At 39.3% G+C, this 24,754-nt stretch carries 23 protein-coding genes; 13 read left to right on the top strand and 10 right to left on the bottom strand.

Annotated elements, in window-relative coordinates; genetic code table 11:
* Positions 1 to 86: 86 nt before the first annotated feature.
* The 5 genes from NMG88_RS21545 (at position 87) to NMG88_RS21525 (ending at position 4,093) form a co-directional block, all read left to right on the top strand.
* Positions 87 to 2,837: a class I SAM-dependent DNA methyltransferase gene (locus tag NMG88_RS21545; RefSeq protein ID WP_254035790.1), complete on the top strand. Its 2,751-nt coding sequence runs from the start codon at positions 87 to 89 to the stop codon at positions 2,835 to 2,837.
* An 8-nt stretch (positions 2,838 to 2,845) separates the two neighbouring features.
* Positions 2,846 to 3,067 (top strand): hypothetical protein, encoded by a 222-nt coding sequence (locus tag NMG88_RS21540; protein ID WP_227381101.1) that lies wholly within the window; start codon positions 2,846 to 2,848, stop codon positions 3,065 to 3,067.
* Between the two features lie 21 nt (positions 3,068 to 3,088).
* Complete coding sequence (locus NMG88_RS21535; RefSeq protein ID WP_042156661.1) at positions 3,089 to 3,301, top strand: hypothetical protein; 213 nt, start codon at positions 3,089 to 3,091, stop codon at positions 3,299 to 3,301.
* Between the two features lie 133 nt (positions 3,302 to 3,434).
* On the top strand, positions 3,435 to 3,752 hold the full coding sequence (locus NMG88_RS21530; protein ID WP_227381102.1) for a type II toxin-antitoxin system Phd/YefM family antitoxin: 318 nt from the start codon (positions 3,435 to 3,437) through the stop codon (positions 3,750 to 3,752).
* Entirely contained in the window at positions 3,752 to 4,093 is a 342-nt protein-coding gene (locus NMG88_RS21525; protein ID WP_254035789.1) for a type II toxin-antitoxin system RelE family toxin, read from the top strand. Before NMG88_RS21530 ends, NMG88_RS21525 begins: the two co-directional genes overlap by 1 nt.
* A gap of 148 nt (positions 4,094 to 4,241) precedes the next feature.
* On the opposite strand, the gene NMG88_RS21520 is transcribed toward NMG88_RS21525, so the two are convergent.
* Positions 4,242 to 5,942 carry a DUF262 domain-containing protein gene (locus tag NMG88_RS21520; protein WP_227364706.1) on the bottom strand — a complete coding sequence of 567 codons (1,701 nt, stop codon included), beginning with the start codon at positions 5,940 to 5,942 and terminating at the stop codon, positions 4,242 to 4,244.
* Positions 5,943 to 6,413: 471 nt separating this feature from the next.
* On the opposite strand from NMG88_RS21520, the gene NMG88_RS21515 reads away from it, so the two are divergent.
* Together NMG88_RS21515 and NMG88_RS21510 are read left to right on the top strand one after the other, a co-directional pair.
* On the top strand, positions 6,414 to 7,325 hold the full coding sequence (locus NMG88_RS21515; RefSeq protein WP_227364707.1) for an acetate and sugar kinases/Hsc70/actin family protein: 912 nt from the start codon (positions 6,414 to 6,416) through the stop codon (positions 7,323 to 7,325).
* A gap of 251 nt (positions 7,326 to 7,576) precedes the next feature.
* A complete protein-coding gene (locus NMG88_RS21510; RefSeq protein ID WP_227364708.1) occupies positions 7,577 to 7,891 on the top strand; it encodes a HigA family addiction module antitoxin in 315 nt (104 codons plus the stop codon).
* Between the two features lie 65 nt (positions 7,892 to 7,956).
* Here the strand turns inward: NMG88_RS21510 and NMG88_RS21505 are convergent, their stop codons facing one another.
* The 3 genes from NMG88_RS21505 to NMG88_RS21495 form a co-directional block, all read right to left on the bottom strand.
* Positions 7,957 to 8,532: a Uma2 family endonuclease gene (locus tag NMG88_RS21505; RefSeq protein ID WP_254035788.1), complete on the bottom strand. Its 576-nt coding sequence runs from the start codon at positions 8,530 to 8,532 to the stop codon at positions 7,957 to 7,959.
* A gap of 120 nt (positions 8,533 to 8,652) precedes the next feature.
* Entirely contained in the window at positions 8,653 to 10,377 is a 1,725-nt protein-coding gene (gene recN / locus NMG88_RS21500) for a DNA repair protein RecN (RefSeq protein ID WP_235752051.1), read from the bottom strand.
* Positions 10,378 to 10,483: 106 nt separating this feature from the next.
* Positions 10,484 to 13,309 (bottom strand): sensor histidine kinase, encoded by a 2,826-nt coding sequence (locus NMG88_RS21495; RefSeq protein WP_235752050.1) that lies wholly within the window; start codon positions 13,307 to 13,309, stop codon positions 10,484 to 10,486.
* A gap of 215 nt (positions 13,310 to 13,524) precedes the next feature.
* Between NMG88_RS21495 and NMG88_RS21490 the strand changes: the two genes are divergently transcribed.
* Complete coding sequence (locus NMG88_RS21490; protein WP_026793449.1) at positions 13,525 to 14,652, top strand: quinone-dependent dihydroorotate dehydrogenase; 1,128 nt, start codon at positions 13,525 to 13,527, stop codon at positions 14,650 to 14,652.
* Here the strand turns inward: NMG88_RS21490 and NMG88_RS21485 are convergent, their stop codons facing one another.
* Positions 14,653 to 15,075: a dienelactone hydrolase family protein gene (locus NMG88_RS21485; RefSeq protein ID WP_227351538.1), complete on the bottom strand. Its 423-nt coding sequence runs from the start codon at positions 15,073 to 15,075 to the stop codon at positions 14,653 to 14,655.
* 27 nt (positions 15,076 to 15,102) lie between these two features.
* Complete coding sequence (gene rsmH, locus NMG88_RS21480; RefSeq protein ID WP_042157977.1) at positions 15,103 to 16,020, bottom strand: 16S rRNA (cytosine(1402)-N(4))-methyltransferase RsmH; 918 nt, start codon at positions 16,018 to 16,020, stop codon at positions 15,103 to 15,105.
* Positions 16,021 to 16,112: 92 nt separating this feature from the next.
* Between rsmH and NMG88_RS21475 the strand changes: the two genes are divergently transcribed.
* Together NMG88_RS21475 and NMG88_RS21470 are read left to right on the top strand one after the other, a co-directional pair.
* Positions 16,113 to 16,532: a XisH family protein gene (locus NMG88_RS21475; protein WP_042156640.1), complete on the top strand. Its 420-nt coding sequence runs from the start codon at positions 16,113 to 16,115 to the stop codon at positions 16,530 to 16,532.
* Entirely contained in the window at positions 16,520 to 16,855 is a 336-nt protein-coding gene (locus NMG88_RS21470) for a XisI protein (protein ID WP_227358202.1), read from the top strand. Before NMG88_RS21475 ends, NMG88_RS21470 begins: the two co-directional genes overlap by 13 nt.
* Positions 16,856 to 16,871: 16 nt before the next feature.
* Here the strand turns inward: NMG88_RS21470 and NMG88_RS21465 are convergent, their stop codons facing one another.
* Both NMG88_RS21465 and NMG88_RS21460 read right to left on the bottom strand, forming a co-directional pair.
* A complete protein-coding gene (locus NMG88_RS21465) occupies positions 16,872 to 17,321 on the bottom strand; it encodes a hypothetical protein (protein ID WP_042156635.1) in 450 nt (149 codons plus the stop codon).
* 7 nt (positions 17,322 to 17,328) lie between these two features.
* Positions 17,329 to 18,615, bottom strand: coding sequence for an AAA family ATPase (locus tag NMG88_RS21460; protein ID WP_042156632.1), 1,287 nt, complete (start codon positions 18,613 to 18,615; stop codon positions 17,329 to 17,331).
* A 181-nt stretch (positions 18,616 to 18,796) separates the two neighbouring features.
* Here NMG88_RS21460 and NMG88_RS21455 point away from each other — a divergent pair, with 181 nt between their 5' ends.
* Positions 18,797 to 19,981, top strand: a complete 1,185-nt coding sequence (locus tag NMG88_RS21455; protein ID WP_042156629.1) for an NAD(P)H-quinone oxidoreductase subunit H — start codon at positions 18,797 to 18,799, stop codon at positions 19,979 to 19,981.
* 133 nt (positions 19,982 to 20,114) lie between these two features.
* On the opposite strand, the gene pyk is transcribed toward NMG88_RS21455, so the two are convergent.
* Both pyk and NMG88_RS21445 read right to left on the bottom strand, forming a co-directional pair.
* Positions 20,115 to 21,896: a pyruvate kinase gene (pyk, locus tag NMG88_RS21450; protein WP_042156627.1), complete on the bottom strand. Its 1,782-nt coding sequence runs from the start codon at positions 21,894 to 21,896 to the stop codon at positions 20,115 to 20,117.
* A gap of 183 nt (positions 21,897 to 22,079) precedes the next feature.
* Entirely contained in the window at positions 22,080 to 22,871 is a 792-nt protein-coding gene (locus NMG88_RS21445) for a COP23 domain-containing protein (RefSeq protein WP_254035787.1), read from the bottom strand.
* Between the two features lie 136 nt (positions 22,872 to 23,007).
* On the opposite strand from NMG88_RS21445, the gene crtR reads away from it, so the two are divergent.
* Both crtR and lepB read left to right on the top strand, forming a co-directional pair.
* A complete protein-coding gene (gene crtR / locus NMG88_RS21440) occupies positions 23,008 to 23,901 on the top strand; it encodes a beta-carotene hydroxylase (RefSeq protein WP_214560683.1) in 894 nt (297 codons plus the stop codon).
* 181 nt (positions 23,902 to 24,082) lie between these two features.
* Positions 24,083 to 24,658, top strand: coding sequence for a signal peptidase I (lepB, locus tag NMG88_RS21435; protein WP_254035786.1), 576 nt, complete (start codon positions 24,083 to 24,085; stop codon positions 24,656 to 24,658).
* Positions 24,659 to 24,754: the final 96 nt, after the last annotated feature.

Genomic DNA, 24,754 nt, shown 5'->3' with positions numbered 1-24,754 from the left:
GTTCCAAGATCCGTCTCTATCCTAACTGCCTTGGCGGTTGCTATAGTATAAATATTAACTAAAATTATGTCTTAAGATTTGCCGATATGCCTCTAAGTTGGAATGAAATTAAGCAAAGGGCGATCGCCTTTTCTAAAGAATGGGAAACTGAAACTTCAGAAAAATCAGAGTCACAATCATTCTGGAATGATTTTTTTAATGTGTTTGGCATTTCACGGCGGCGGGTAGGAAGTTTTGAGCTACCGATTAAAAAGGCGGATAATAAACAAGGCTTTATCGATCTTTTGTGGAAAGGGATGATTTTGGTGGAGCATAAGTCTAGGGGCAAGGACTTAGATAAGGCTACACAACAGGCAAAAGATTATTTTCCCAATTTAAAAGAGCATGAATTACCAAAATATATTTTAGTTTCGGATTTCCAAAAATTCCGGCTTTATGATTTAGATACGAACGAAACCAAAGAGTTTGAGCTAAAGGATTTTGTAAATCACGTCCATCTATTCGGCTTTATAGCTGGATATGAAAAACGGGTTTATAAGGATGAAGATCCGGTCAATATTGCGGCGGCGGAATTGATGGGAGAACTGCACGATCGCCTCAAAGAGATTGGTTATACAGGGCATGATTTAGAAGTGTATCTGGTGCGGCTATTATTCTGTATGTTTGCCGATGATACGGGGATTTTTAATAAGGGAATTTTTTGGGAATATATCGATCTCCATACTAAGGAAGATGGCAGTGATTTGGCGATGCACATTGCCTCGATTTTTCAGATTTTGAATACATCTAAGGAGAAGCGGTTAAAAAATTTAGATGAAAATTTAGCGCAGTTTCCCTATGTAAATGGGAAGTTATTTGAGGAACCTTTGCAACCTGCGGCGTTTGATAAACAGATGCGTGAAATATTGTTAAAGGCTTGTGCGTTTGATTGGGGTAAAATTTCCCCTGCAATTTTTGGGTCGATGTTTCAGGCAGTAATGAATCAGACGGAACGGCGCAATTTAGGGGCGCATTACACTTCTGAAAAGAATATTCAAAAGTTGATTAAGCCGCTTTTTTTGGATGATCTTTATATTGAATGTGAGAAGGCTAAGGGTAGTAAGGGCAAACTAGAAACATTACATAAAAAGATTGCAAATTTATATTTCCTTGATCCTGCTTGTGGTTGTGGTAATTTCTTGATTATTACCTATCGGGAATTGCGAGATTTAGAGATTTTGATTTTGTTGGAATTGAATAAGACTGGGCAGTTAGTGACGGATATTAGCTCAATTATTCAAGTGGATGTGGATCAGTTTGCGGGGATTGAATATGATGAATTTGCCGTGCGAGTTGCTGAGGTGGCGATGTGGTTAATTGATCATCAGATGAATGTGAAGGTGAGTAATGAGTTTGGGCAGTATTTTGTGCGGTTGCCTTTGAAGAAATCCGCGAAGATTGTACATGGTAATTCGTTAAAAATTGATTGGGAGTCTGTTGTTGCAAAAGAGAAGTTGAATTTTATTTTAGGGAATCCTCCTTTTGTTGGCGCAATGATCATGAATGATGAACAAAGAAACGATATTGCTTATGTTTTTGATGGAGAAAAAGGAACGGGTGTATTAGATTACGTCTGTGCTTGGTATCTGAAAGCTGCACAAGTTATACAAAATAATAAGATAAATGTAGGTTTTGTTTCTACTAACTCAATATCTCAAGGTGAACAAGTCGCTATACTTTGGAATATTCTTTTTGGCAAATACAAAGTTAAAATCAACTTTGCACATCGTACTTTTAAATGGACTAATGAAGCAAAAGGCAATGCTGCTGTACATTGCGTTATTATTGGATTTTCTTACTTTGATGCTATAGAAAAGTATATTTTTGACTATCAAGATATTAATGGCGAACCGCTTGTAATAAAAGCGAAGAATATCAACCCTTATCTAGTAGATGGAAATGATATCATTATTAATAATCGAAGTGTTCCTGTTTCTGATGTTCCCTTAATGCGTTTCGGAAGTATGCCAAGAGATGGTGGAAACTTCATTTTTAGTGAAGCAGAAAAAGAAGAATTTATTAAAATTGAGCCTCAAGCTAAAAAATGGATAAGACCCTATACAGGAGCGCAAGAATTTATTAATGGCTATAGCCGTTATTGTTTATGGCTCGTTGATATTTCTCCAAATGAACTCAAAGCTTTGCCAGAGGTATTAAAAAAAGTTGATAAAGTTAAAAATTTTAGGTTGGAAAGTAAAGCAGCATCTACTCGTAAGTTTGCAGCTACACCTACTCTATTTTGTCAGATAGCACAACCAGAAACAGATTATTTACTTGTGCCTCGTGTATCTTCAGAGAAAAGAATATATATTCCCATTGGATTTATGTCTAGAGATGTGATTGGAAATGATCAAGTTTTATTGATACCTAATGCTAATCTCTATATTTTTGGTGTTCTCACTTCTGCAATTCACATGACATGGATGAAGTATGTTTGTGGAAGATTAAAAAGCGATTATCGTTATTCCAAAGACATTGTTTACAACAACTATCCATTCCCTGAAAATGTCAGCGACAAACAAAAGCAAAAAGTCGAAACCGCCGCACAAAAAGTATTAGACACAAGGGCAAAATATCCTGATAGTAGCCTCGCCGATCTTTACGATCCTCTCACCATGCCGCCCGATTTGGTAAAAGCCCATCAAGCCCTAGATAAAGCCGTTGATCTTTGCTATCGTCCCCAACCTTTTGTTAGCGAATTAAATCGCATTGAGTATTTATTTAATCTCTATGAAGCCCTAAGTGCGCCATTGCTGAAAGTCGAGAAGAAAAAGCGAGTTAAGAAAAAAGATAGTTAATAAATTAGATGATCTGGCGATCGCTATTCGGTGTGAGTCGTGATTTTTGGGCGATCGCTTTTGCTGTATTTAGATGTAAAATTAGATGTACAGATAGTGCGAACCTTATGGCTAACTTGCGTCAAGGTATTACCGAGGCGAAATCAGCATTTTTAGGCGATCGTGATGTTTTGGCTGTTGAAGATGCGATCGCTCTAAAACCCAAACCGAACTCTATGTTAGAATTTTAAATATTTTAGTATCTACACAATATGAAAAGCCAGTTATTAAAATTAGCTTTTGAAATAGAGCTTCAAGACGGAGAAAAATTTACAATACCTAGCTCCATAATAGAAGGAATCGGCAAAGGTAAATGGCTTATTACTATTCAGCCAAAATCAGAAACAGAAACAGGCGATCGCGCCCATGATGCCTTTTTAAAAAGTTATTCGTCAGAAGATGAAGGATTATATGACGACTATTAAGGCAGGAGAAATCTGGGTTGCATCAATTCCTTCATAGTCCTATCCTCATTGAATGTTCGGGGAGAAATTTTAACTATCTCATATCCTATTATATATTATATTCCTGTGAGTCGTGATTATTAGGCGATCGCTTTTGCTGTATTTAGATGTACACTTAGATGTACAGATAGATTCAAAAATAATGCTATCCAATATTCCGATTACAGAAGCAAGAAACGAGTTAACCTCATTACCTGAAAAGCTTGCCCAGCAAGGCGGTACACTGGCAATTACCCGTAGAGGCAAGCCCGTCCTAGCCGTGATGACATGGGAACATTACGAAGCAATACTCGAAACCCTAGAAATACTTGGGGATGCGAAGCTTATGGCTAACTTGCATCAAGGTATTACCGAGGCGAAATCAGCACAAGGAATAGATTGGGAATCAGCTAAACGAGAATTAGACCTGTAATGTATCGCGTCGTTATTCAGCCCACGGCTTTCAAACTATTAAAAGAAATCAGCGATCGTCGTATCCGTAAAAAAATTAGCGATCGCATTGACAAGCTCAAAGAATCCCCCGAAATGCAGGGAAAACCATTACTCGGTGAACTAGAGGGTTATTACAGTGTGCGTGCAGTTGGACAAAGATATCGGATCATTTACGCGATCGAGCAAGCTCAAGTCACTGTCATGATTGTGGCTTTGGGAATTCGGAAGGATGGTAGTAAACAAGACGTATATGCTCTTGCTAAAAAGCTATTGAGATTAGGGCTATTAGACGAGTCAGACGAGGATCAAGATGATGATTAAAATTCAGAATTATAGAATAGAATTTTGGGTATTGGGAAGTGATAGAAAAAGCGATCGCTATTCGGTGTGAGTCGTGATTTTTAGGCGATCGCTTAAAAATTATTTGTCTTTAAATATCTATTCTAAAAGTATAATCGGTATCTTGAACTTATTTTTTATGCAAATTGGAATGAAAGAAACTCACAATTGATTCTAAAAACAGTTTTTCTCTTGCTTCAATGTCGGTCTTTACCCAATCATCACTTGGGTATTTTGAAAGGTCATTAACATTAGCAATGGGTGAGTCTTTATATTTATTTTTCTTCTGTCCAAAATAACCATTACCAGCTTGGATGTTTAGTTTTTTTCCTATAGCCACTTTGTTTCCATATCGCTCCAAATAGACTTTTGCATCTTCGTGATTCCAGCCATTGTAGTTAGCTGCTTGCCAAACACGAGGGAAAATATGTTCAATCTCAAAATTGGACTCAATCATGTCAATTTGATTGGGATTTAGATAAGCATGAAGCAAAATCATGGCGCGAGCAATTTTATAATTAACGGTTTGGGCCAAAGTAGTTGAAAATTCTGGAGGAATTGAAGTGATTATTGTTAGTGGTTTTCCTTCAAAAATATCAATGCAAAATTGGTAACATGAGTCCTTTATTTTATTTACGGTTGGTTTCTGAACAAACTCAGCAAACAAAAATGAAATTAAAGTTGCGAGATATTCAGAAAAACTTGTATAAAACGAATCCAAATCTTTATTTTTGAAAAAATATGCACTTGTAACATATTTCCAGTATTCATTTGGGTAATGGTTAAGGCAATGAAGATATTTAAACGACTGCTGAGAAATAAACTCTCGTCCCTGAAATGTAGATTTACCTTGTTTCACAGTTAGCCAAAATTCTGCAAGCTCTTGCAATTCTTTCATCAAGTTAGGTTGCTTTAATTTTTCAAATTTTTCGCCAGCATAAAATTTTCTTAGAGCGATTTCTTTTGTTTTATCACGACTTCTGCCACGAATAACGTGCGAATAATTTCGGAAAAGAGCATCCAGAGTCATTCCTGCGTCATCAACTGTTTCAGTAAGCTCTCTCCATGAATTAGTGAATTCTGATTTTTCTTCCTCGGTATTCTTAGTACGATAAATTTGGGCTTTAAAAATGTCGGAATCCGACAGTGGCATTCCTCGGTCGTTCAGAGTTGAAAATATGGTCAACGCTGTGTCTAGTTTTTCGCAATCAATTGGAAGTATAATGCAGTTTTTTAAAATAGAAACACAGAATTCCTGCCAATGAATTGGATTATTCATTGCATATTCTTCACACTTTGAAAAGAAATAGTCATAATTTTTTGAATAAAGGTCGGTAGCATTTGGTTTTGATTTTCCTGTCCGAAGAATCGCATGAAATACTTCATTGTCAGATTCAGTTGCAACTCGTGATTCTATATGGATTAAACTTGTGTCAGAAACTCTTCCCGAAATAGGGTTAACGTCCCAAATACATGGTGCAATTTGATTCTTGAGACCAGCAATATTGTCGTCTTCAATTGCACTGTTTTCCAATTTTGAATAGAATGCTCTTAGAAGAAGCAAGAGTGAGGTGATACGCTGTTGCCCATCGATAACTTCAATTTCAATCTTTCCAGATTCATCGTTTTTACAAGTAACAACTGTGCCTAAGTAATACTCCTCACTTACCGTTCTTTCTTCAAAGAAACTTGTAAGATCCTGCCATAGAATTTCGCATTTTTCTAAATCCCATTTATATGGTCGTTGATAATCAGGGATTATGAATTTAGTTCCCTGCATTTCAGAAAATAAACTACTTATACTTTTTTTCGTGACATTAAGTTCTGCCATATTTTACCCCTTAGAAAATTATTTCTTCTAAACCCCGATAAGATATTACCCTACTTTGAGTCTCGATATTTAGACTATAAACATCAAATATAGCTCTCCTCAAAGCGATCGCTGGTTGATTTTTTGCGAAATTGCGACATAAGTGTTATACTTGACGTAACGCATAACACTTGCCTATGCCTCAAAAATATAAAGACAAACGCACAGCCAAATTTGCTGCTGGCGATCGTGTCAAAGAATTTCAGGCATTTGAAAGACAAGCGTTTCTCATTTTAGTAGTGACCTTTAAAACGGTCAGATGATCTGTACCTGTAGACATTTTTGACTAACTAAACTCAGCTAGAATTATTTACATACATTGCCGTATGCCCTACAAGGTTTGCAGCACTCTCGGATGGATAATCCGCCGATTCAAATTTGCCTGAGTGTCTAACAATTTAACCATTACTAGCAACAACAAACAGAAAGACTATGTACGATCGAGAAAAACCGCACGTGATTATTGACATTGGCTCAGACTATGTGAAGGCTGGCTTTGCAGGTGAAGACGCACCAAGGGCTGTATTTCCCACTGTCGTTGGCAGACCAAAAGTTCCAGGCATTATGGTCGGCTCTGACCAGAAGGACTATTATGTAGGTACACAGGCTGAGGAAAAGCGCGGGGTATTGATCCTGAAACGCCCCATTGAGCATGGCATCGTTGAAGACTGGGACGACTTTGAAAAAGTTCTCGATCACACGTTTAAGAAAGAGCTGCGAGTAAACCCTGAAGAACACAATGTATTGATCACAGAAACGTCACTAAATCCAAATCGCAATCGAGAGAAACTAACTGAGATCTTGTTCGACACCTTTGGTGTGCCGGGACTCTATGTTGCTAACACGGCAGTCCTTTCACTCCAATCTGCTGGTAAGCCTACGGGAGTAGTGGTGGAAATCGGTGATGGAGTGACGCATATTGTTCCCGTTCGCGATGGCTATGCTCTGCCCCATAGCATCCTAAGAATCAATCTTGCTGATCGCAAGATCACAGACTATCCATCTCTGACAGGCAAGGAGTTTGGGGGAATTCATGAGCAGGTATATCAGGCAATCGAAAAGAGCGATGCTGATATAAGAAGTGATCTATATCAGAATATTGTGCTATCCGGTGGCACTACTCTTTTTCCTGGGTTAGCAGAACGTCTGACAAAAGAGGTGCAAAAACTCGCTCCTCAGTCTATCAGTTCTAAAGTCAAAGTTATTGCTGTCCCAGAGGGAAAATATTCCACTTGGATCGGGGGATCAATTCTTTCTTCTATCAGTGGTTTTTCAGATAGGTGGATCACGAGGGAGGAATATTACGAAGCTGGGTCTTCAATCGTCCATCGGAAGTGCTTCTAGAAGCTTCTAGACCTGAATTAGCATCGACTATCAGTGAAATACAATTGAAGTTACCTAATTCTCGTTACAGCATTTTTCACAAAAACAGAGGCGATCGCATTAATCATGTACTTTCTATGGGCTTGCTAAAGGCGATCGCCATTCCTGTGAGTTGTGATTTTTAGGCGATCGTTTTTGGGAGGTGAAGGGGAAAGTGGAGATCGCCCATTTAATATCGAAATTGTCGATTATCACTTCATGAGAAAAAAGCTATGCCAAGACCCGCAATTCACCCTGGCGAAATCTTATCTGATGAATTAAAAGAACTGGGAATTAGTGCATCAGAATTAGCGCGATCGCTCCATATACCCACAAATCGGATTACGCAAATTCTCAAAGGGCAAAGAGGTATTACTGCTGACACGGCATTACGTCTAGGACGATGGTTTGGCACTGGTGCAGAACTATGGCTTAATTTGCAAAAAACTTATGAGTTACGCCTAGCCCAAGAGTTAGCGGGAGAAGAAATTAAAAAGACAATTCAACCTCGTTCATCTATCAACAATCAGCCGTTAGTTCAAGTTTAGATAGATAAATTTTGGGTATGGGGAATGCGATCGCTGGTTGATTTTTTTGAAGTGGCGATCGCTATTTACCAAATCATCCCCAAATTTAACACAAAACCCTTTAAAATATCTTCCCCCGAAACCGTAGCAGGAGAATCTAAAAATTCAACCTCTTTTCCTGGTCTATAAATCTCCACTTGACGAGATTTACGATTAATTAATATACCCAAACCTACACCATTATCTATATATTCCCTCATCTTTTCCTGTGTGGTCTTCAAACTATCACTAGGAGAAAGTAACTCAATTACAAAATCAGGACAAATAGGGGGAAACTTTTGTTTTTCCTCATCCGTTAAAGCATCCCATCTTTCTAACTTGATCCAAGAAGCATCAGGAGAACGATCTGCACCATTAGGCAATTTAAAACAAGTGGAAGAATCAAAAGCAATGCCAGTACCATCGTCATCAGTCCAATTCATTACCTGTTGAGTGATTCTCGCATTTTTGTTTCCCGTTTCTCCTCCCGTTGGTGGCATAATTATTAACTCTCCATTGGCATTTCTTTCAAATCTCAATTCCCGGTTGTTTTGACATAGCTGAAAAAATTGCTCATCAGTCATTTCTATTAATGATTTCAAATTGACAGTTAAAGCATTCATTGTCCTATCCTCATTGAATGTTCAGGGATAAATTTTAACTATCTCATATCCTATTACATATTATTAGTTACCAATTAATAGCTTTATTTTGTCATAATTTTGGAGTTTTTGGTGTCAAACCTAATTCTTCATCAACGCAGCTTGGGTCAAAAGGGACTCAGCAAAGGCGATCGCTTCTTGGGCCGATTCTCCACTGGCCAATTGAGCCAATTCTTCCCGACGTTGGGGGGAGGTTAACTGACTGACACGAACGACGGTGCGGGTTTCTGGGGCCTGGGAATTGGGTTCTAAGTCGGTTTGGATAGTTTCTTTGATTACCCGAAAATGATGATCTCCCATGGCCGCAACTAGGGGCTGGTGGGTGACACAGAGGACTTGATGGCGTTGACTTAGTTGGTGGAGTTTTTGAGCAATGGCGGTGGCCACTCGTCCCGATACCCCGACGTCAATTTCATCAAATACCAAAGTTCCCGACCCAGCAATTTGAGAAAAACAGGCTTTCAAAGCTAAGAGAAACCGACTCATTTCTCCTCCCGATGCGATCGCCCCCAAGGGTTGCAGGGGTTCTCCGGGGTTGGGACTAAAGCAAAATTGAATCTGATCCGCCCCCATAGCTGTCGGGGAAATCGGATGAATTTCGGCTTGAAATTTAACATTATTCATCGCTAAAGGTTTGAGTTCTTTGAGGAGATGGGTTTCTAATTCATGGCCGGCTTTTTGACGCAGGTTAGTTAGATATTGACAGGTTTCTTTTAGGGCTTGAACTGCCTGTTGATAGGTCTGTTCTAAAGATTCAATTGATTGATCTTCATCTTCTAAATCCTTTAATTCTTCTTGAATGCGATGATAATATTCGATCACTTCCTCTAAAGTTTGTCCATATTTGCGGCAAATTTGTTTTAAGTCTCGAATGCGATCTTCTACTTCTTCTAAGCGTTGAGGATCGGATTCTAATTGTTCACCATAACTGCCAATTTGTCTTCCGGCTTCGGTAATTTGAGCCACCGCTTCACTGACTATTTCTAAAATAGGTTGAAGTTGGGGATCATATTCGACTAAATCACTGAGTTTGTTTTCCGCTTGGCTTAATAAATCCGCCGCCGCTAACCCGGTTTCACTTTGATATAGGGCTTGATAAATTTGATAACTTTGTTGTTGAAGTTCAACAATATGATTCAACCTTTGATGTTCAATTTGTAATTGTTCTAATTCGTCGGCTGTGGTTAAAGTAGCTGTATCTAATTCTCGAATTTGATAGGTTAATAAATCTAATCTCTGTAGGCGTTGCTGTTCAAATTGACGGCGTTTTTCTAGGGCATGGCTACAGGTTTGAGCTTGGGTATAGGTCGATGCTACGGCTTTTCTGGCTTTGATTAAGGGTTGACCGCCATAGAGATCTAACCATTCCTGTTGTAGTTCAGGTTGACCGAGTTGTAAGGTTTGTCCTTGGGCGGTAATTTCAATTAAGCGATCGCGCAGTTGTTCAATTAATTTTCGATTAACTAATACCCCATTAACCCGGGATCGACTGCGAAGTTTGTCTCCGGTAATTACTACTTCCCGACTACAAACAATTAAACTGCCATCGACTAAATCAATTTCTTGTTCTGTTAACCAATTAAACCATTTTTTTTCGATCTCAAATGTTCCTTCTAATAATGATCTTGTAGCTCCTGTTCTAATGGAACGACGGTCTACTTTTCCCCCTAAAATTGCATCAACAGCATCTAAAATAATTGACTTTCCGGCTCCGGTTTCTCCGGTAAATACATTTAAACCGCTACCTAAATCTAAATCTAAATGATCAATTAAAGCAAAGTTTTCTATTCTTAGGGAAAGTAACATATTAATCAGTTATCAGTGATCAGTTATCAGTTTTAGAAGTAATTTTTATATTCATTACTTCAATCTTGAGCCACCCGTCCGTACAAGTTATTAGTAAATCATTGATCTAGCTTGCTGGAGCTAAAGTTAAAATAATCCGAGTTATAATTTGTTGATTTTCTCCTGATTCTATTAGGAATTTTCCTGCCATTTTTTCTAACATTTGTTGACAAATTAAAAGCTGTTGACCTGGGGGAGAAGATAGGGGAGAGGGAGCAAGTAAATCGGGAGAATGACCGATTTTTAACTCCAGAATTAGTTGCGGGTTAATTATACCATAATCTGTAATCATTAGTTGTAATTGATGATCATTTAAAGGTTGAGTGATCATCTCAATGACGCCACCTGGTTCAGCGCGGTGACAGGTGGTTAATAATATTTCATAAAAAACCAGTTCTAATTTAATATGATCGCCAATAACATTAAAATTTTCCTGTTGTTTAATCACTAATTGGATTTGTTTATTTCTAATAATAGCATTGATTCGTTCCCCCACCCTTCGCAATAAATTAGTAATTGGAATAATATCATTTTGATGATGAAGTCGCCATTGTTCCTGTTTAATTAAAGAACTGGTAGAAGCTAAAGCGCTTCCCATTTGACGGAGTAATTGTTGATAGCGTAAATGGGAAAGTTGGTTTTTTTGTGGATCGGTTGATTGAAATGGAGATTGATTTAATTCGTTTAATTGTTTCAGTCCTCCGCCCACGGTTCGATACAATTCTTCTAAGCGCCGTTGTTTATACCAATTCATCCATTGTAATTCTTCGTGTTGAGTTGTTAATACCTCTTGAATTCTGAGATAGCGCCGTGACCAAGAAAACTGCATGATCAAGGAATTAAGCAGAGTTAAAGATATGCCAGATTCTGTTTGAATTTGCTCAGGATCAGCAACAATCAAAATACCCGTAGGATCGTGTTCAGAAGCGGTATGCAGGATAGTGACTAAAATTTTATCGACGGTGCTTGTAAACCATTGGCGAGTATAAGCAGATAGCTCCTGTACCGGCCACAAAAACATTGTTTTTGTTGATAAAGCGTGTTGAATTAAAGGATCTTTAGCGATAGAAATTAACCGCTCTGAGTCAATATAAAATTTAGATTGACGAGCAATACAATGGGCAACTTTTGCTTTTTTGGCTCCTTCTAGCCAGGTTAATAATAGAACTAAAGGACTTTTTGATAATTGGGCTATTTTTTCTGTAAATTGTTGTTCTAGGTCTTGTAATTGCTCAGTTTTTTCTAAGATTGACCAGCCCTGCTCTAAGGCTTGATTAAATTCTTCTTGAGATTTAATTCGTTGATTTAACTTCCATTGACGGAGAATCACACTTAATTGTTGACCCACAATTTTAACTAATTTTTGTTCGGTTCGATCCCAAGTTCTGGGAGCATCATGACCGATTAATAACCACTCTTGAGGTGTATTGTCTTGTTGATTTTTTTCCGAAGTCAAACAAGAGTTAATCGGGCAAAGAATGAGCGATCGCACTCCGGCATCCTTGAGTTGATTGCGCCAAGGTTTTAATTTTTCATCTTCATCATAATTTTCAATTAGCAAAATTTCGTTCTGATTTTTTAAAGATTGCCAATCTTGGGAACTCAGAGAATCTAAAGGCGAAAAAATTGCGTTTCTATTTAAAGGATAATATTGATAAATAATCTCAAATTTTGCTGTTTTAAGATGACGTTTAATTAATAAAAATCGTCCCGCATTTAATCGCTGACACAATAGATTAGCGGTAGTCTTTAAAGAAAGTTGCCAATCTTGATCATCAACAATAGTACGGGTAACTTTAGCAGTTAAGGATTGATCTAATTCCGCTTGTCGAATTTTAACTTCCATTTCCGCTAAGGGAGCAGTTAGGGAAATTAATTGTCCCACACCCCGCAAAAATTGTTTTTCATTTTCCTGCCAAATCCTCGGATTTTGACCTTCAACGGCAATAAATCCTAACATTTCTTGATTAAAAAGAATCGGAACTGCTAATAGGGAACGGGCGCGAATTTTCTCCATTAATCGTTCCGTTGTATCCGCTCTTAAGGAACTATAAGACTCTCCAATAGACACTAAATGATCGGAAGTTAACGCTTGATAAAATTCCCCTAAATCCTGTACTGTTACCCCCGAAGCCGATTGTTTCATTAAACTGACACTGGGAAGTTTTTGTTGATTACTCGCCCGCCGCCAAAAATAACGGCCTTCTCGATAATACCAATACACATTTGTCCGAGTCGGTTCAATAAATTCATGGGTTGTTTCTACCGCTACTTCCAAACATCGATCTAAAGTATTCAGGGTTCTAAATTGAGTTAAAAGTTTCAAAAAAGGTTGGTCAGGTCTTTTGGTTTGTTGATACATCCAAGTGGTTTCAATTTGAAATAAAGAAGTCGCTAAGGTTCCTAAAACCATCGAAATTAGTTCTTTTTCCGTTGAACTCGGAGAAATTCCCCACTCGGTTGATCCTAATAAAACCACACCAAAACAGCGATCTTTATAGCGCATGGGGAATAAAATTGACCCCTGAATATTAAAGGCTTGGGCAGCTTTTTGCCATTCTCCAGCGCGAGTTTCTGACCGCAGATCGGGGACAACTAAAGGTCGCATTTGAATTACTAACTGTTCGAGTAAATCTCCAGGAGATAAGACAAATCTTTGTTTGATTAACCAATTATCTTCCGTTGGGGTAACTCCTCCTTTGCCAATTAAACGATGATCTAAACGATCATATAAACTAATCCAAATTAAACTATAATTAAACTCGGTTTTTAAATAGTTTAAAATCGTTTCGATTAAAACATCAACATTGTCTTCATCTTGTAGGGTCTGGAGAACACGCCCCAATGTCATGATGGGTTGCTCTAATGCGGTCGATTCTTCAAATTGACCCATAATAAACTCCCGAATTGTATATTTTAATTAACATTAAAAACTAAAATTTTAATTAAGATCCTAAACCTGTGCAGTTTTCTGGTATAGGGGAAGAAAAATACTCTACCCGTTGATCTGGCTGATGCTTCTATCTTACCCTTAATATTTCACCATTTTGCTCAAAAAATAGACTAAATTTAAAACTGGGAATTAAGACCTAAGCATAGGAGACTATTTTGGATATTTACCGCAGCGCCGTTAAACCCCTTTTATTTTATGGACTCAAAATTGATCCAGAATGGGCCCATCATCGCGCTTTAGAAGTCCTGAGTTGGATTGACCAAAATCAGTCTAATTCACCCCTAAATTGGCTAGAATCTCAACTTAAACCATCATTCTGTTTACAGGATATCCGTTTACAGCAACAATTGTGGGGTTTAAATTTTGCTAATCCCGTGGGTTTAGCCGCCGGGTTTGATAAGGATGGAGTTGCTGCTGGAATTTGGCAAAGTTTGGGTTTTGGATTTACGGAATTAGGGACAGTTACCCTCCATCCGCAACCAGGAAATCCCCAACCTAGATTATTTAGATTAGTTGAGGATGAAGCCATTTTAAATCGCATGGGATTTAATAATCAAGGGGCGGAAATATTGGCGCAACGGTTAGAGGAAAAACATCAACAAAAATTTATGATTCCAGTCGGAATTAATTTAGGAAAATCTAAAATTACTCCTTTAGAAGAAGCCGCCGAAGATTATTTAGGGAGTTTTAAACTGTTAAAAGACTATGGGGATTATTTTGTGGTTAATGTTTCTTCTCCTAATACCCCCGGATTGCGATCGCTCCAAGATGCGGAACAATTAAGTAAAATTATAGCGGTTTTAAATACTGAAAATACAGATAATAAACCAATTTTAATTAAAATAGCACCGGATTTAGAATGGGATGCGATCGCCGATGTTGTTAATTTATCCCAAACCCATAAATTAGCCGGAATTATTGCTACTAATACTACCATAAAACGCGACGGATTAAAAACCCAATGGCTACCCCAAACCGGAAGTTATATTACCCAAGAAGCGGGAGGAATTAGTGGTGCACCCCTAAAAGAAAGATCAACAGAAGTAATTCGTTGGATTCATCAAAATACCCAAGGACAGTTACCTATTATTGGGGTTGGGGGAATTTTTACCGCCGATGATGCTTGGGAAAAAATTACAGCAGGAGCTTGTTTAATTCAAGTCTATACGGGTTGGATTTATGAAGGGCCAGGAATGGTAAAAAGCATATTAGCAGGACTGTTAAAAAAATTAGATCAATATGGGTTAAATTCAATTTCTGAGGCCGTTGGTTTCAAACCTTAACTAAAGGCAAGATTGCCTATTCTTTATTTCCTCCCGCAATTCCTGCTCAAATGCCTTAATATCCTCTTGAGAAACTAACGGATCATCCGCCCCATGTAAGACTAAAACTTTGCTTTTAATTCGTTTACCATCCTGGGGATTAGGACTATCTAAACCACCATGAAAACTCACCACCCCATCAATATCTGCACCACTTCTTGCTAATTCTAAAACCGTTGTTCCTCCGAAACAATATCCAATCGCGGCTAACTTTTCAGAATCAGTTTGAGGTTGTTTACGAAGTTCTGTTAAAGCGGCATTTACCCGTTCCCTTAATAGCGCCCGGTTACTGCGGTAAAGGGTCGCTTGAGTTTTAGCTTCCTCTGCGGTTTGGGGTCTAATTCCTTTGCCATAAATATCCGCAGAAAAAGCGACATAACCCAGACGGGCTATTAGGGTTAATAATCTTGCTTATTCTATTATCTTTCGTTCTGCTAATCTTAATTTAGCTGAACGAGAACGGTGATTATTATTCAGTTCATCGGGTTGGGGTTGAATCGGTTTTTTAGTTAATACCTGTAAAATAGGAGACTCTTTGAACCGATGTTTAACGATTCTATCTTCTAAACTATGAAAACTAATTACCCCAATTCTACCCCCAGGTTTTAACCAATATTGCGCTTGATCTATAAATTTTTCTAAACAAGTTAACTCTTGATTCACTGCAATTCTTAATGCTTGAAATACACGGGTAGCCGGATGAATTCGTCCGTGACGATAACTCGCCGGAACACAACCACCAATCGCATAGGCTAAATCCGTTGTAGTTTGAAATGGTCGTTTTTCTACAATTCGTTTAGCAATTCGTCTTGATAATCTTTCTTCCCCATAATGATGAAAAATATCCGCTAATTGCTTCTCATCCCAATGGTTAATAATCTCCGCCGCCGTTAAAGATTGTTGTTGATTCATTCGCATATCTAAAGGGGCAGTATGGCGAAAACTAAACCCTCTTTCTGGCTGATCAAACTGATAGGAACTCACCCCTAAATCCGCTATAATTCCATCAAATTGTTTAGATTTGGGGTTATATTGAGTAAAATTCCCTTGCCAAAACTGCACTCTTTCCAAGAAAGAAGGATCTGCTTGTTCAAATTTAACCCGGGCGGCAGCGATCGCTTCTTGATCCTGATCAATTGCTGTTAACTGGATATTCTCCCCCGCCTGCAACAATAACAAACTATGTCCGCCACCGCCAACGGTTGCATCCAGATATTCTCCCCCCGCACAAATTTCTAACCCCGCAATTAATTCCCGACTCAATACGGGAATATGGACAAAGCCTGTCCTGAGCTCTGTCGAAGGGGAGGTTTGAGTATTTTCTTCCACTGTTTCGATTTCAGACAATCCAACTGTTCCTATAGAATGGTGATCAACAAATATGTTAATTTGAATTAATCTTACCTCTAATATCGAGATCAATGTCAGCTAAGGATAAATTTCATGATGCAGTAAAACGAGGTTTACAGAAACAGGGGTGGATAATTACCCATGATCCTTTAAGAGTTGAGTTTGGCGAGGAGGATGAAATCAGAATAGACTTGGGTGCAGAACGTTTAATTGCGGCTGAAAAAGGAGAGGAAAAAATTGCTGTTGAAGTCAAGAGCTTTTTAAGTGACTCAGCACTCTTTGATTTTCATACAGCATTGGGGCAATTTCTGAATTATCGCCTAGTTTTAGAAATGAGTGAACCCAACCGCATCCTATACTTAGCAGTTCCAATTTCAGCTTATGAATCTTTTTTTAGGCGAGATTTACCTAAAGCGTCTATACAAAAATATCAAGTTAAATTAATAGTCTATAATCCTGTTAACGAGGTGATTATTCTATGGAACGTTTAGAATATTATCGAGAATGTATTCAAAAATTACTGATGGAATATAGTCAGGGAAAAACAATTGATGGAGAAATTGACATAGAAATCATTTTCGATACTCAACGCGATCGCTATTTATTGGTTAATTTAGGATGGAATGAACATCGACGCATTTATAACTGTATTTTACATTTAGAAATTAAGAATGGTCAAATTTGGATTCAACGAAATCAAACAGACATAAAAATAGCAGAGAAATTAGTTGAAATGGGAATTCCTAAGCAGGATATTATATTGGGATTACAGCCTGTTTATGTTCGAGAGGATACGGGTTTTGGAGTTGCTTAGAATCCTATTCTGGATTTTAACTATCATCATGTTTGCTTAAACAATAAGTATAATTCCTATTCTTAAATTCTAATTTAGCACTATATTTCTTTTTGAAATCTTTCTTAAAATTTTGAATTTTAGTTGTTATGAGAGGACACTGACTTGATACAATAATACAAACCTTTTCTTGTTTAGCTGGGTCATCAGAAAGTTTTTTCATGGTTGCTTCTAGTTGCTCAATGGCGTGCAAAATTTTAGATCCTTTAAGCTCAATATAGATTTCTATAACTTTTTTGATATCCTGTTGATCAGGAATAACCAAATAATCACAACGCTGACCTTCTTTAATTGCACATCCATCAACCTGAACTACACAAACCCTAAATTGATTCGGATTTTCAATAACGAATTTACTCTTGTTTTCTACAAGAGGTATTAGTTTATTAGATGAAGTTTTTTCGCACTCTGGAAAACGCTTTTTCATATCGCACTTAAATCAGGTCGAGAAGTTGATCGAATTCAATAGCCAATTCTTCAGAAACAGAGTCAATAATATTAGTATCAATTAATCCCGTTTCTTCAGAAATAATGGATTTACAGAAACCATCCATTAAAGAGTAAACCGCTACATCTTTTGTTAATAAAGTTTTATAGCGAGGAACAATTTTTTCTAATTTTTCAATCACTTGATCATTAGCATCCTGATAAATTAAACCCGCTTGTAGTAAATTGTTAGTTGCGGTTAAAATATAAGGGCTATGGGTGGTAATAAAAAATTGAAGACCATCAGGCTTAGAGTTAAAAACAGTAGCTATTAACTCAACAATATGTTTTTGGGCTGTAGGAAAAATATGGGCTTCTGGTTCTTCAATATATATAGTTTGACCTCTCCCAATAGTTTGTAAAAATGGCACTGTAGATAATATAACTACTAATGGTAGTGTTTCTTGTTGACCTGATGAGCAAATAGAAATACTAATTTTTCTACCATCTAAAGTTTTTAAAAAATCTTCTCCTTTTTCATCAAAATATTGACCACATAAAATTTTTTCAACTAAGGGTTTAATTTTCTGCTTCATGAGCTTTTCGTCTTCCATTTCCAATTCATTTCCCGAAGCAAATTCATTGATTTTAATATGTAATTCTTTGATAAATTCATAAAATAAGCCGAAATTTTCAATAAATGGATCTAATGAATTATTATTGGATAAAACAGAAAAAATATTTTTTTGTAGATGGGCAAAAAAAGAACGCACTGCGGGTATAAAATTTTGATAAAATGTAGATTCTTTACCTAACTTATTTTCAAAATAGTTCATTATTTGTGACCGAGTTTCATTATTAAATCCAGAAGGATCATAGGGTATATTTTCAATTTTTTCCTTTTGTCTCTTACGGAAAATTTTTCGTAAATCTGAAAGAGCCGATTTATATAAATCAGAGTAGTCAATGACAAGAGTACATTTAGAATTATTTCGAGATATTTGTATAAAATCATGGTTGATTTCATACCTCAGAACAAAATCATAATTTCCCCAAGATTTAGGGGGAAAATACTCTTTAAACTTATTGGAGTAAGATGAATCTAACTGACGTTTTGTTCTATCATTTTCAACAGCTTTAATTAGCTCAGAGACAAACTCTTTAAAATAAAATAATAATTTGGCACAGACACTCTTACCACTGGCTTGAGGGCCAATCATAATATTGATCTTCTTAACCTCTATTTCCAAGTGTTCAATTCCGGCAAAGTTGTCTACAATTAATTTCTCAACCATTGTGCATCCTTATTCTGATTAATAACTTCAACAATTTTAACGGGTGGTGTGTTCATAGACTGTTTTCAATAGATATAAATTAATAAAGTTGCGATCGCCAACAACCTAATCATATATCCTATAATTAGAACGAAAATCCCCAAAAAGCCATAAATCCGCGTTAGGGAACACCGAGAAAAGTATGAGTAGAATTGAAACCCGCACAGAACCGATGGTCTTGAACATGGGGCCACACCATCCCTCCATGCACGGGGTCTTACGGTTAATTGTCACCCTGGATGGGGAAGATGTGGTGGACTGTGAACCCGTGATTGGGTATCTGCATCGCGGTATGGAAAAAATCGCCGAAAGTCGTAGCGTTGTCATGTATGTCCCCTATGTTAGCCGATGGGACTACGCCGCTGGAATGTTCAACGAAGCGGTGACGGTGAATGGCCCGGAACGATTGGCTGGAGTCACCGTCCCCAAACGGGCGCAATATATTCGGGTGATTATGCTCGAACTCAACCGCATTGCTAATCACCTATTATGGCTTGGCCCATTCCTGGCCGACGTCGGCGCCCAAACACCCTTTTTCTACATTTTCCGAGAACGGGAACTCATTTATGACCTCTGGGAAGCGGCTACCGGATACCGAATGGTGAATAATAACTATTTTCGGATTGGGGGAGTAGCAGCCGATTTACCCTATGGTTGGGTGCAGAAATGTCGAGATTTTTGCGATTATTTCGGGCCAAAAATTGACGAGTACGAACGCTTAATTAGCAATAACCCGATTTTCCGACGTCGGATTGAGGGTTTAGGGACTATTACCCGGGAACAGGCGATTAACTGGGGATTATCCGGGCCAATGTTACGCGCCTCTGGGGTGAAGTGGGATTTACGCAAAGTTGACCACTACGAATGTTACGACGAGTTGGACTGGGATGTGCAGTGGGACACGGGAGGAGACTGTTTAGCCCGCTATTTTGTGCGGATTCGGGAAATGCGAGAATCCCTCAAAATTCTGTATCAAGCCCTCGATGCTCTCCCCGGTGGCCCCTACGAAAATTTAGAAGCCCAACGGATGATGACCGGGCCGAAATCCGAATGGAATGCTTTTGATTATCAGTTTATTGGTAAGAAAATCGCCCCGACTTTCAAAATTCCTAAAGGGGAACATTATGTAAGAATTGAAAGTGGCAAAGGGGAACTCGGTATTTATATCATTGGGGATGATAGTGTCTTTCCCTGGCGGTTCAAAATTCGGGCGGCGGATTTCTGCAATTTACCGATTCTCTCGGAATTAGTTAGAGGGGAAAAAATCGCTGACTTGGTAGCCATTCTCGGTAGTATCGATATTATTATGGGTTCGGTTGACCGTTAGGAATAATTTGTTTCAAAGTTGGGTCAGAAAGAATAAAAAATTAGCGATCAACGAATGATTTTATCATCCGGCGATCGCTAATTTTTTTGAAAAAATCTAATCTTAATCAATCTAATAGAAAAGGGAAACTACTTCAGATATTTTCAGTCCCCGAACCACTGTTGGCTCCCGAATATACAATCCCGCGCTCCATATCTAAGGTCAGAATCACCCCATCTCGAATTAAGCGGGTGGCATTATTTACCCCAACAATCACAGGAACTCCCAACCGTAAAGCAATTACCGCCGCGTGACTGGTCAAACTATCGGCTTCGGTGACCACACCCCCCGCCTTTCGCATCACATCGACAAAATCGGCACTGGTTTGAACCGTAACCAAAATTTCCCCAGCATTAAAATCGGCCAACTCTCCGGCGCTACGGGCAACCCGCGCCCGTCCAGTCACACAGCCCTGACCCACGGCCGTTCCCTTCCCCAAAGCAGCCGTCACCACTTCTACCTTAATCAAATCCGTAGATCCGGCAACCCCCTGTAGAGTTCCCGCCGTGGTAACAACCAAATCCCCATCGGCCAGGAGATTTTTTTCCCTAGCCACATTCACAGCAGCTTGAAATGTTTGGTCAGCCGAAGGTAAATCTAAAACCAATAACGGTTTCACCCCCCAAACTAAACTCAACTGTCGGGCTACTTCCACGTGGGGGGTAATCGCTAAAATCGGGGTTTGGGGCCGGAACTTTGACACATTCCGAGCCGTAGACCCAGTTTTAGTTAAGGTCATAATCGCCGCCGCGTTCAACTGGTGAGAAATTTGTGCCACCGCCTGACTAATGGCATTAGGAATAGAACGTCCGGTATCTTCTACTTTAGAAACATTGCGGGTCGCCCCCTCCTGCTCAATCCGCACCGCAATCCGGGCCATGGTCGCCACCGCTTCCACCGGATAGTTACCCACGGCGGTTTCATTGGAGAGCATCACCGCATCGGTACCATCTAAAATCGCATTCGCCACATCGGAAATTTCCGCCCGGGTGGGTCGGGGATTATTCACCATGCTATCTAACATCTGAGTGGCGGTAATTACCGGAATTCCCATGCGGTTAGCGGTGATAATTAACCGTTTTTGTAAAATCGGCACATCCTCGGCGGGAAGTTCCACCCCTAAATCGCCTCTGGCCACCATCACCCCATTACACAAAGCCAGAATTTCTTCCATTTGTTCAATGGCTTCGTGTTTTTCAATTTTGGCAATCACGGGAACATCTTTCCCCGCACTCGCAATTAATTCTTTAATTTCTAAGACGTCCTGGGGATTTCTGACGAAACTTAAAGCTACCCAGTCCACTCCTTGATCTAAACCAAACATTAAGTCCTTGCGGTCTTTTTCGGTCATGGCTTTAATGGAGAGATAAACCCCAGGAAAATTCACCCCTTTACTATTAGAAAGAGTCCCGCCTACAACGACACGACAATATAAGCGTCCTTTTGATGGTTCGACTTTCTCTACGACCATTTCCACCTTGCCATCATCGAGGAGAATCACCGCCCCATTTGGGACTTCATCGGCTAAAGGTTTATAGGTAACAGAGGACATTTCTTGGGTTCCCACCACGTCTTCACTGGTGAGAATAAACTGATCATCCCGGTTCAAAATAATCGAACCCGTCTCAAATTTGCCTAATCTGATTTTTGGGCCTTGGAGATCTTGTAAAATCCCCACGGGTTGATTCAGTTCAAAGGCGGTTTGTCGAATCATCCGAATACTGCGTTGATGATCCTCATGGGTATTATGGGAAAAATTTAAGCGCAGAGTCGTTGCACCCGCTTCAATCAATGCGCGGAGAACTTCAGGCTTCTGGGTAGCAGGGCCGATTGTAGCGACTATTTTAGTTCGATGCAGTAGATTTTGCGGTTGCATGACTCAATTAAAGATCTAGGGAATTGTCCGTAGAGACGAGCCACGGCGCGTCTCTCTACAGATCATAAACAGAATTTAACCATGTCAGGGACACATCAGGATCAGGAATTACGAATTGGTAATGGGTAATGGGTAATGGGTAATGGGTAATAGAAAGAGTTTACCCCCCCTGTTCCCTCTTATCTATTTAGGGAAATAACGGGGGTTTAAGCGTGATCCGGTGCCGCCATCGGTGGGGTCGAGGAATTGACGTAGGGGAATACCAGTAGAACGAGTTCTCGGCCGCCCTAAAGCCCCTCGAATGATGTCTCCGGTACTTTTTTCATCTATCAGGGTCAGAACACCTTGGGTGCTTTGGCCACTGTCGGCAATCACGAGGTTTTGGAAAATCCGATCGCGCACAAATAGGGGATCTTCCCCAGGGGGCACGGTTAAGACAATCCGACATTGGGGAATATCTTCGGTCGTGGCGCAGAGGGTATTGTAACCATTCTCAATCGCGGTACTGATTTCTGCTAATCCATCGGGACGATAGGACTCTAAACGGCGACTAATTTCTCCACAACGGCGTTCCGGTGTCCATCCGCCCCCCATATTGCTAGGAACTGCCCAAGCATAGCCTTGATTGGGTTGGCTGACGGGATAATACATGACCGTATATTGACCGCCAATTACTTCACATCGAAACCGAGCAATTGCCGTGTCCCCGGTTTCCACTTCCACTTGAGGAATTAGGGGGCCTTGATCCGTGGGCTGAGGTTGGGGGGCTGGGGGTTGGGTGGTATTGGTAGGGGGAACCGGAATCGTTTGGGGCGGTTGGGTTGTGTTACGGGGAAGTTGCAGCAGGTCGGTCAAACTGGGTAAAGATGGCCACCGAGGTTTGGCGTTAGCCCCGGTCGCAGAACCCAGGATTGATAGGGTAATTGATAAACCAATAAACCCGACTAAGGATCTACGCAGTAGTAAGCTAGACATAAATATTTTCTCCTGGGGATAAAATTGTGGTATTTTAGGCAATTACGTCCGGGTTTAGTGATTTTATAAATCTTTACAATTTGTTACTTTTCTCATAAAATACTCAGGTGTGAAACTTCAAGGAGTGCAAACTGTAATGTCGGAGGCAAGCAAGCCACTGACAGTCCCCAAGGAATACCTCGCCGCAGAGGATGGTTTTAACACCACGCTACTGATGTTTTTCAGTGCGGTAGTAATGGTGATCTATTCCACATTGGGATACTGGCTTTGGGGTTGGCCAGATTGGTGTTGTTTTTTGATTAATGTTTTGGCGCTGCACCTTTCGGGGACAGTGATCCATGACGCATCCCATAATTCTGCCCACAAAAACCGGATTTTGAATTCGGTATTAGGGCACGGTAGTGCTTTGATGTTAGGGTTCGCTTTTCCCGTATTTACACGGGTGCATATCCAACATCATTGCCATGTTAATGATCCAGACAATGATCCGGATCATTTTGTTTCCACAGGTGGCCCCTTGTGGTTGATTGCGGCACGTTTCTTTTACCATGAAGTGTTTTTTTTCAAGCGCCGACTTTGGAAAAAATATGAGCTTTTGGAATGGTTTTTGAGTCGATTATTTGTAGTGACTATTGTTGCTATATCTATTCATTATGACTTCCTTGGCTATATTCTGAATTTCTGGTTTTGTCCGGCTTTGGTTGTGGGAATAGCTTTGGGTTTATTCTTTGATTATTTACCCCATCGTCCCTTTCAAGAACGGGGTCGCTGGAAAAATGCTAGGGTGTATCCGGGTTCGGTTTTAAATCTGTTAATTTTGGGGCAAAATTACCATCTGATTCATCATTTGTGGCCATCTATTCCTTGGTATTATTACAAGCCAACCTATGAATTTATGAAGCCTCTGTTAGATGAAAAAGGTTCTCCCCAAACCTTGGGAATATTAGAAGGAAAAAAAGACTTTTGGGGTTTCCTCTATGATGTTTTTTTGGGAATCCGTTTTCATCATAAATCCTCCCATGAGAATTAACAATTTATCCCTGAAATTCAATGGATTAATGATTGAGAATTAAGAATCGTAATTCCGCTATGATTCTTAATTCTTAATTTGTTTTTATAGATAAAAATGTTATAGAGGTACGAATTACAGTTAGGACACTTCTAAATCCAGCAAACTCATTCCCTATTCCCTGTTCCCTACCGCTAAAACCATGGAAAAACCAGCTATTCAAAAGCCACAACCTACTATTCCTGAAAAAAGTCTCTGGAATCAAATCCGAGAGAATATTGTAATTTTAGCGATCGCACTGGGATTATCATTATTAATTAGAACTTTTGTGGCTGAACCTCGATTTATTCCTTCGGATTCGATGTTTCCGACCTTAGAAATAAATGATCGCTTAGTCATAGAAAAAGTATCCTATTATTTAAAATCTCCCAAATTTGGCGATATTATTGTTTTTACTCCTCCTTCCCAATTACAAGAAATTGGCTATGGGGCTGATCAAGCCTTTATTAAACGAATTATTGGTAAACCGGGTCAAACGATTGAAGTTAAAAATGGTCGGGTTTATATTGATAATCAGCCCCAATTTGAGCGTTATATTGCTGAAGAACCCCATTACCAATTACCCCCAGTCAAAGTTCCTGATAATTCCTATTTTATGATGGGAGATAATCGTAACGATAGTAATGATTCCCATGTTTGGGGTTTTCTTCCCAAGGAAAATATTATTGGTCGCGCCGTCTTTCGTTTTTGGCCAATTGAAAGATTTGGCGGAGTTTAGAATCAGCGTGCTTTGATTTTCTGGGATATTTTAGATTATAGCAACCGCCAAGGCAGTTAAGACACCAGACGGATCTTGGAACCCAGACGGTAAAGT

Source organism: Planktothrix agardhii, assembly GCF_904830935.1.
In the GTDB taxonomy this organism is placed as follows: Bacteria; Cyanobacteriota; Cyanobacteriia; order Cyanobacteriales; family Microcoleaceae; genus Planktothrix; species Planktothrix agardhii.
The sequence above is the reverse complement of the archived record's forward strand: the minus strand, read 5'-3'. Positions and strand labels throughout refer to the sequence as shown.

What these genes read in the sequence shown, in the direction of transcription:
- NMG88_RS21545 (WP_254035790.1), top strand. Translation starts at nt 87, where the DNA reads ATGCCTCTAAGTTGGAATGAAATTAAGCAAAGGGCGATCGCCTTTTCT.
- NMG88_RS21540 (WP_227381101.1), top strand. Translation starts at nt 2,846, where the DNA reads ATGATCTGGCGATCGCTATTCGGTGTGAGTCGTGATTTTTGGGCGATC.
- NMG88_RS21535 (WP_042156661.1), top strand. Translation starts at nt 3,089, where the DNA reads ATGAAAAGCCAGTTATTAAAATTAGCTTTTGAAATAGAGCTTCAAGAC.
- NMG88_RS21525 (WP_254035789.1), top strand. Translation starts at nt 3,752, where the DNA reads ATGTATCGCGTCGTTATTCAGCCCACGGCTTTCAAACTATTAAAAGAA.
- NMG88_RS21520 (WP_227364706.1), bottom strand. Translation starts at nt 5,942, where the DNA reads ATGGCAGAACTTAATGTCACGAAAAAAAGTATAAGTAGTTTATTTTCT.
- NMG88_RS21515 (WP_227364707.1), top strand. Translation starts at nt 6,414, where the DNA reads ATGTACGATCGAGAAAAACCGCACGTGATTATTGACATTGGCTCAGAC.
- NMG88_RS21510 (WP_227364708.1), top strand. Translation starts at nt 7,577, where the DNA reads ATGCCAAGACCCGCAATTCACCCTGGCGAAATCTTATCTGATGAATTA.
- NMG88_RS21505 (WP_254035788.1), bottom strand. Translation starts at nt 8,532, where the DNA reads ATGAATGCTTTAACTGTCAATTTGAAATCATTAATAGAAATGACTGAT.
- recN (WP_235752051.1), bottom strand. Translation starts at nt 10,377, where the DNA reads ATGTTACTTTCCCTAAGAATAGAAAACTTTGCTTTAATTGATCATTTA.
- NMG88_RS21495 (WP_235752050.1), bottom strand. Translation starts at nt 13,309, where the DNA reads ATGGGTCAATTTGAAGAATCGACCGCATTAGAGCAACCCATCATGACA.
- NMG88_RS21475 (WP_042156640.1), top strand. Translation starts at nt 16,113, where the DNA reads ATGTCAGCTAAGGATAAATTTCATGATGCAGTAAAACGAGGTTTACAG.
- NMG88_RS21470 (WP_227358202.1), top strand. Translation starts at nt 16,520, where the DNA reads ATGGAACGTTTAGAATATTATCGAGAATGTATTCAAAAATTACTGATG.
- NMG88_RS21465 (WP_042156635.1), bottom strand. Translation starts at nt 17,321, where the DNA reads ATGAAAAAGCGTTTTCCAGAGTGCGAAAAAACTTCATCTAATAAACTA.
- NMG88_RS21460 (WP_042156632.1), bottom strand. Translation starts at nt 18,615, where the DNA reads ATGGTTGAGAAATTAATTGTAGACAACTTTGCCGGAATTGAACACTTG.
- NMG88_RS21455 (WP_042156629.1), top strand. Translation starts at nt 18,797, where the DNA reads ATGAGTAGAATTGAAACCCGCACAGAACCGATGGTCTTGAACATGGGG.
- pyk (WP_042156627.1), bottom strand. Translation starts at nt 21,896, where the DNA reads ATGCAACCGCAAAATCTACTGCATCGAACTAAAATAGTCGCTACAATC.
- NMG88_RS21445 (WP_254035787.1), bottom strand. Translation starts at nt 22,871, where the DNA reads ATGTCTAGCTTACTACTGCGTAGATCCTTAGTCGGGTTTATTGGTTTA.
- crtR (WP_214560683.1), top strand. Translation starts at nt 23,008, where the DNA reads ATGTCGGAGGCAAGCAAGCCACTGACAGTCCCCAAGGAATACCTCGCC.
- lepB (WP_254035786.1), top strand. Translation starts at nt 24,083, where the DNA reads ATGGAAAAACCAGCTATTCAAAAGCCACAACCTACTATTCCTGAAAAA.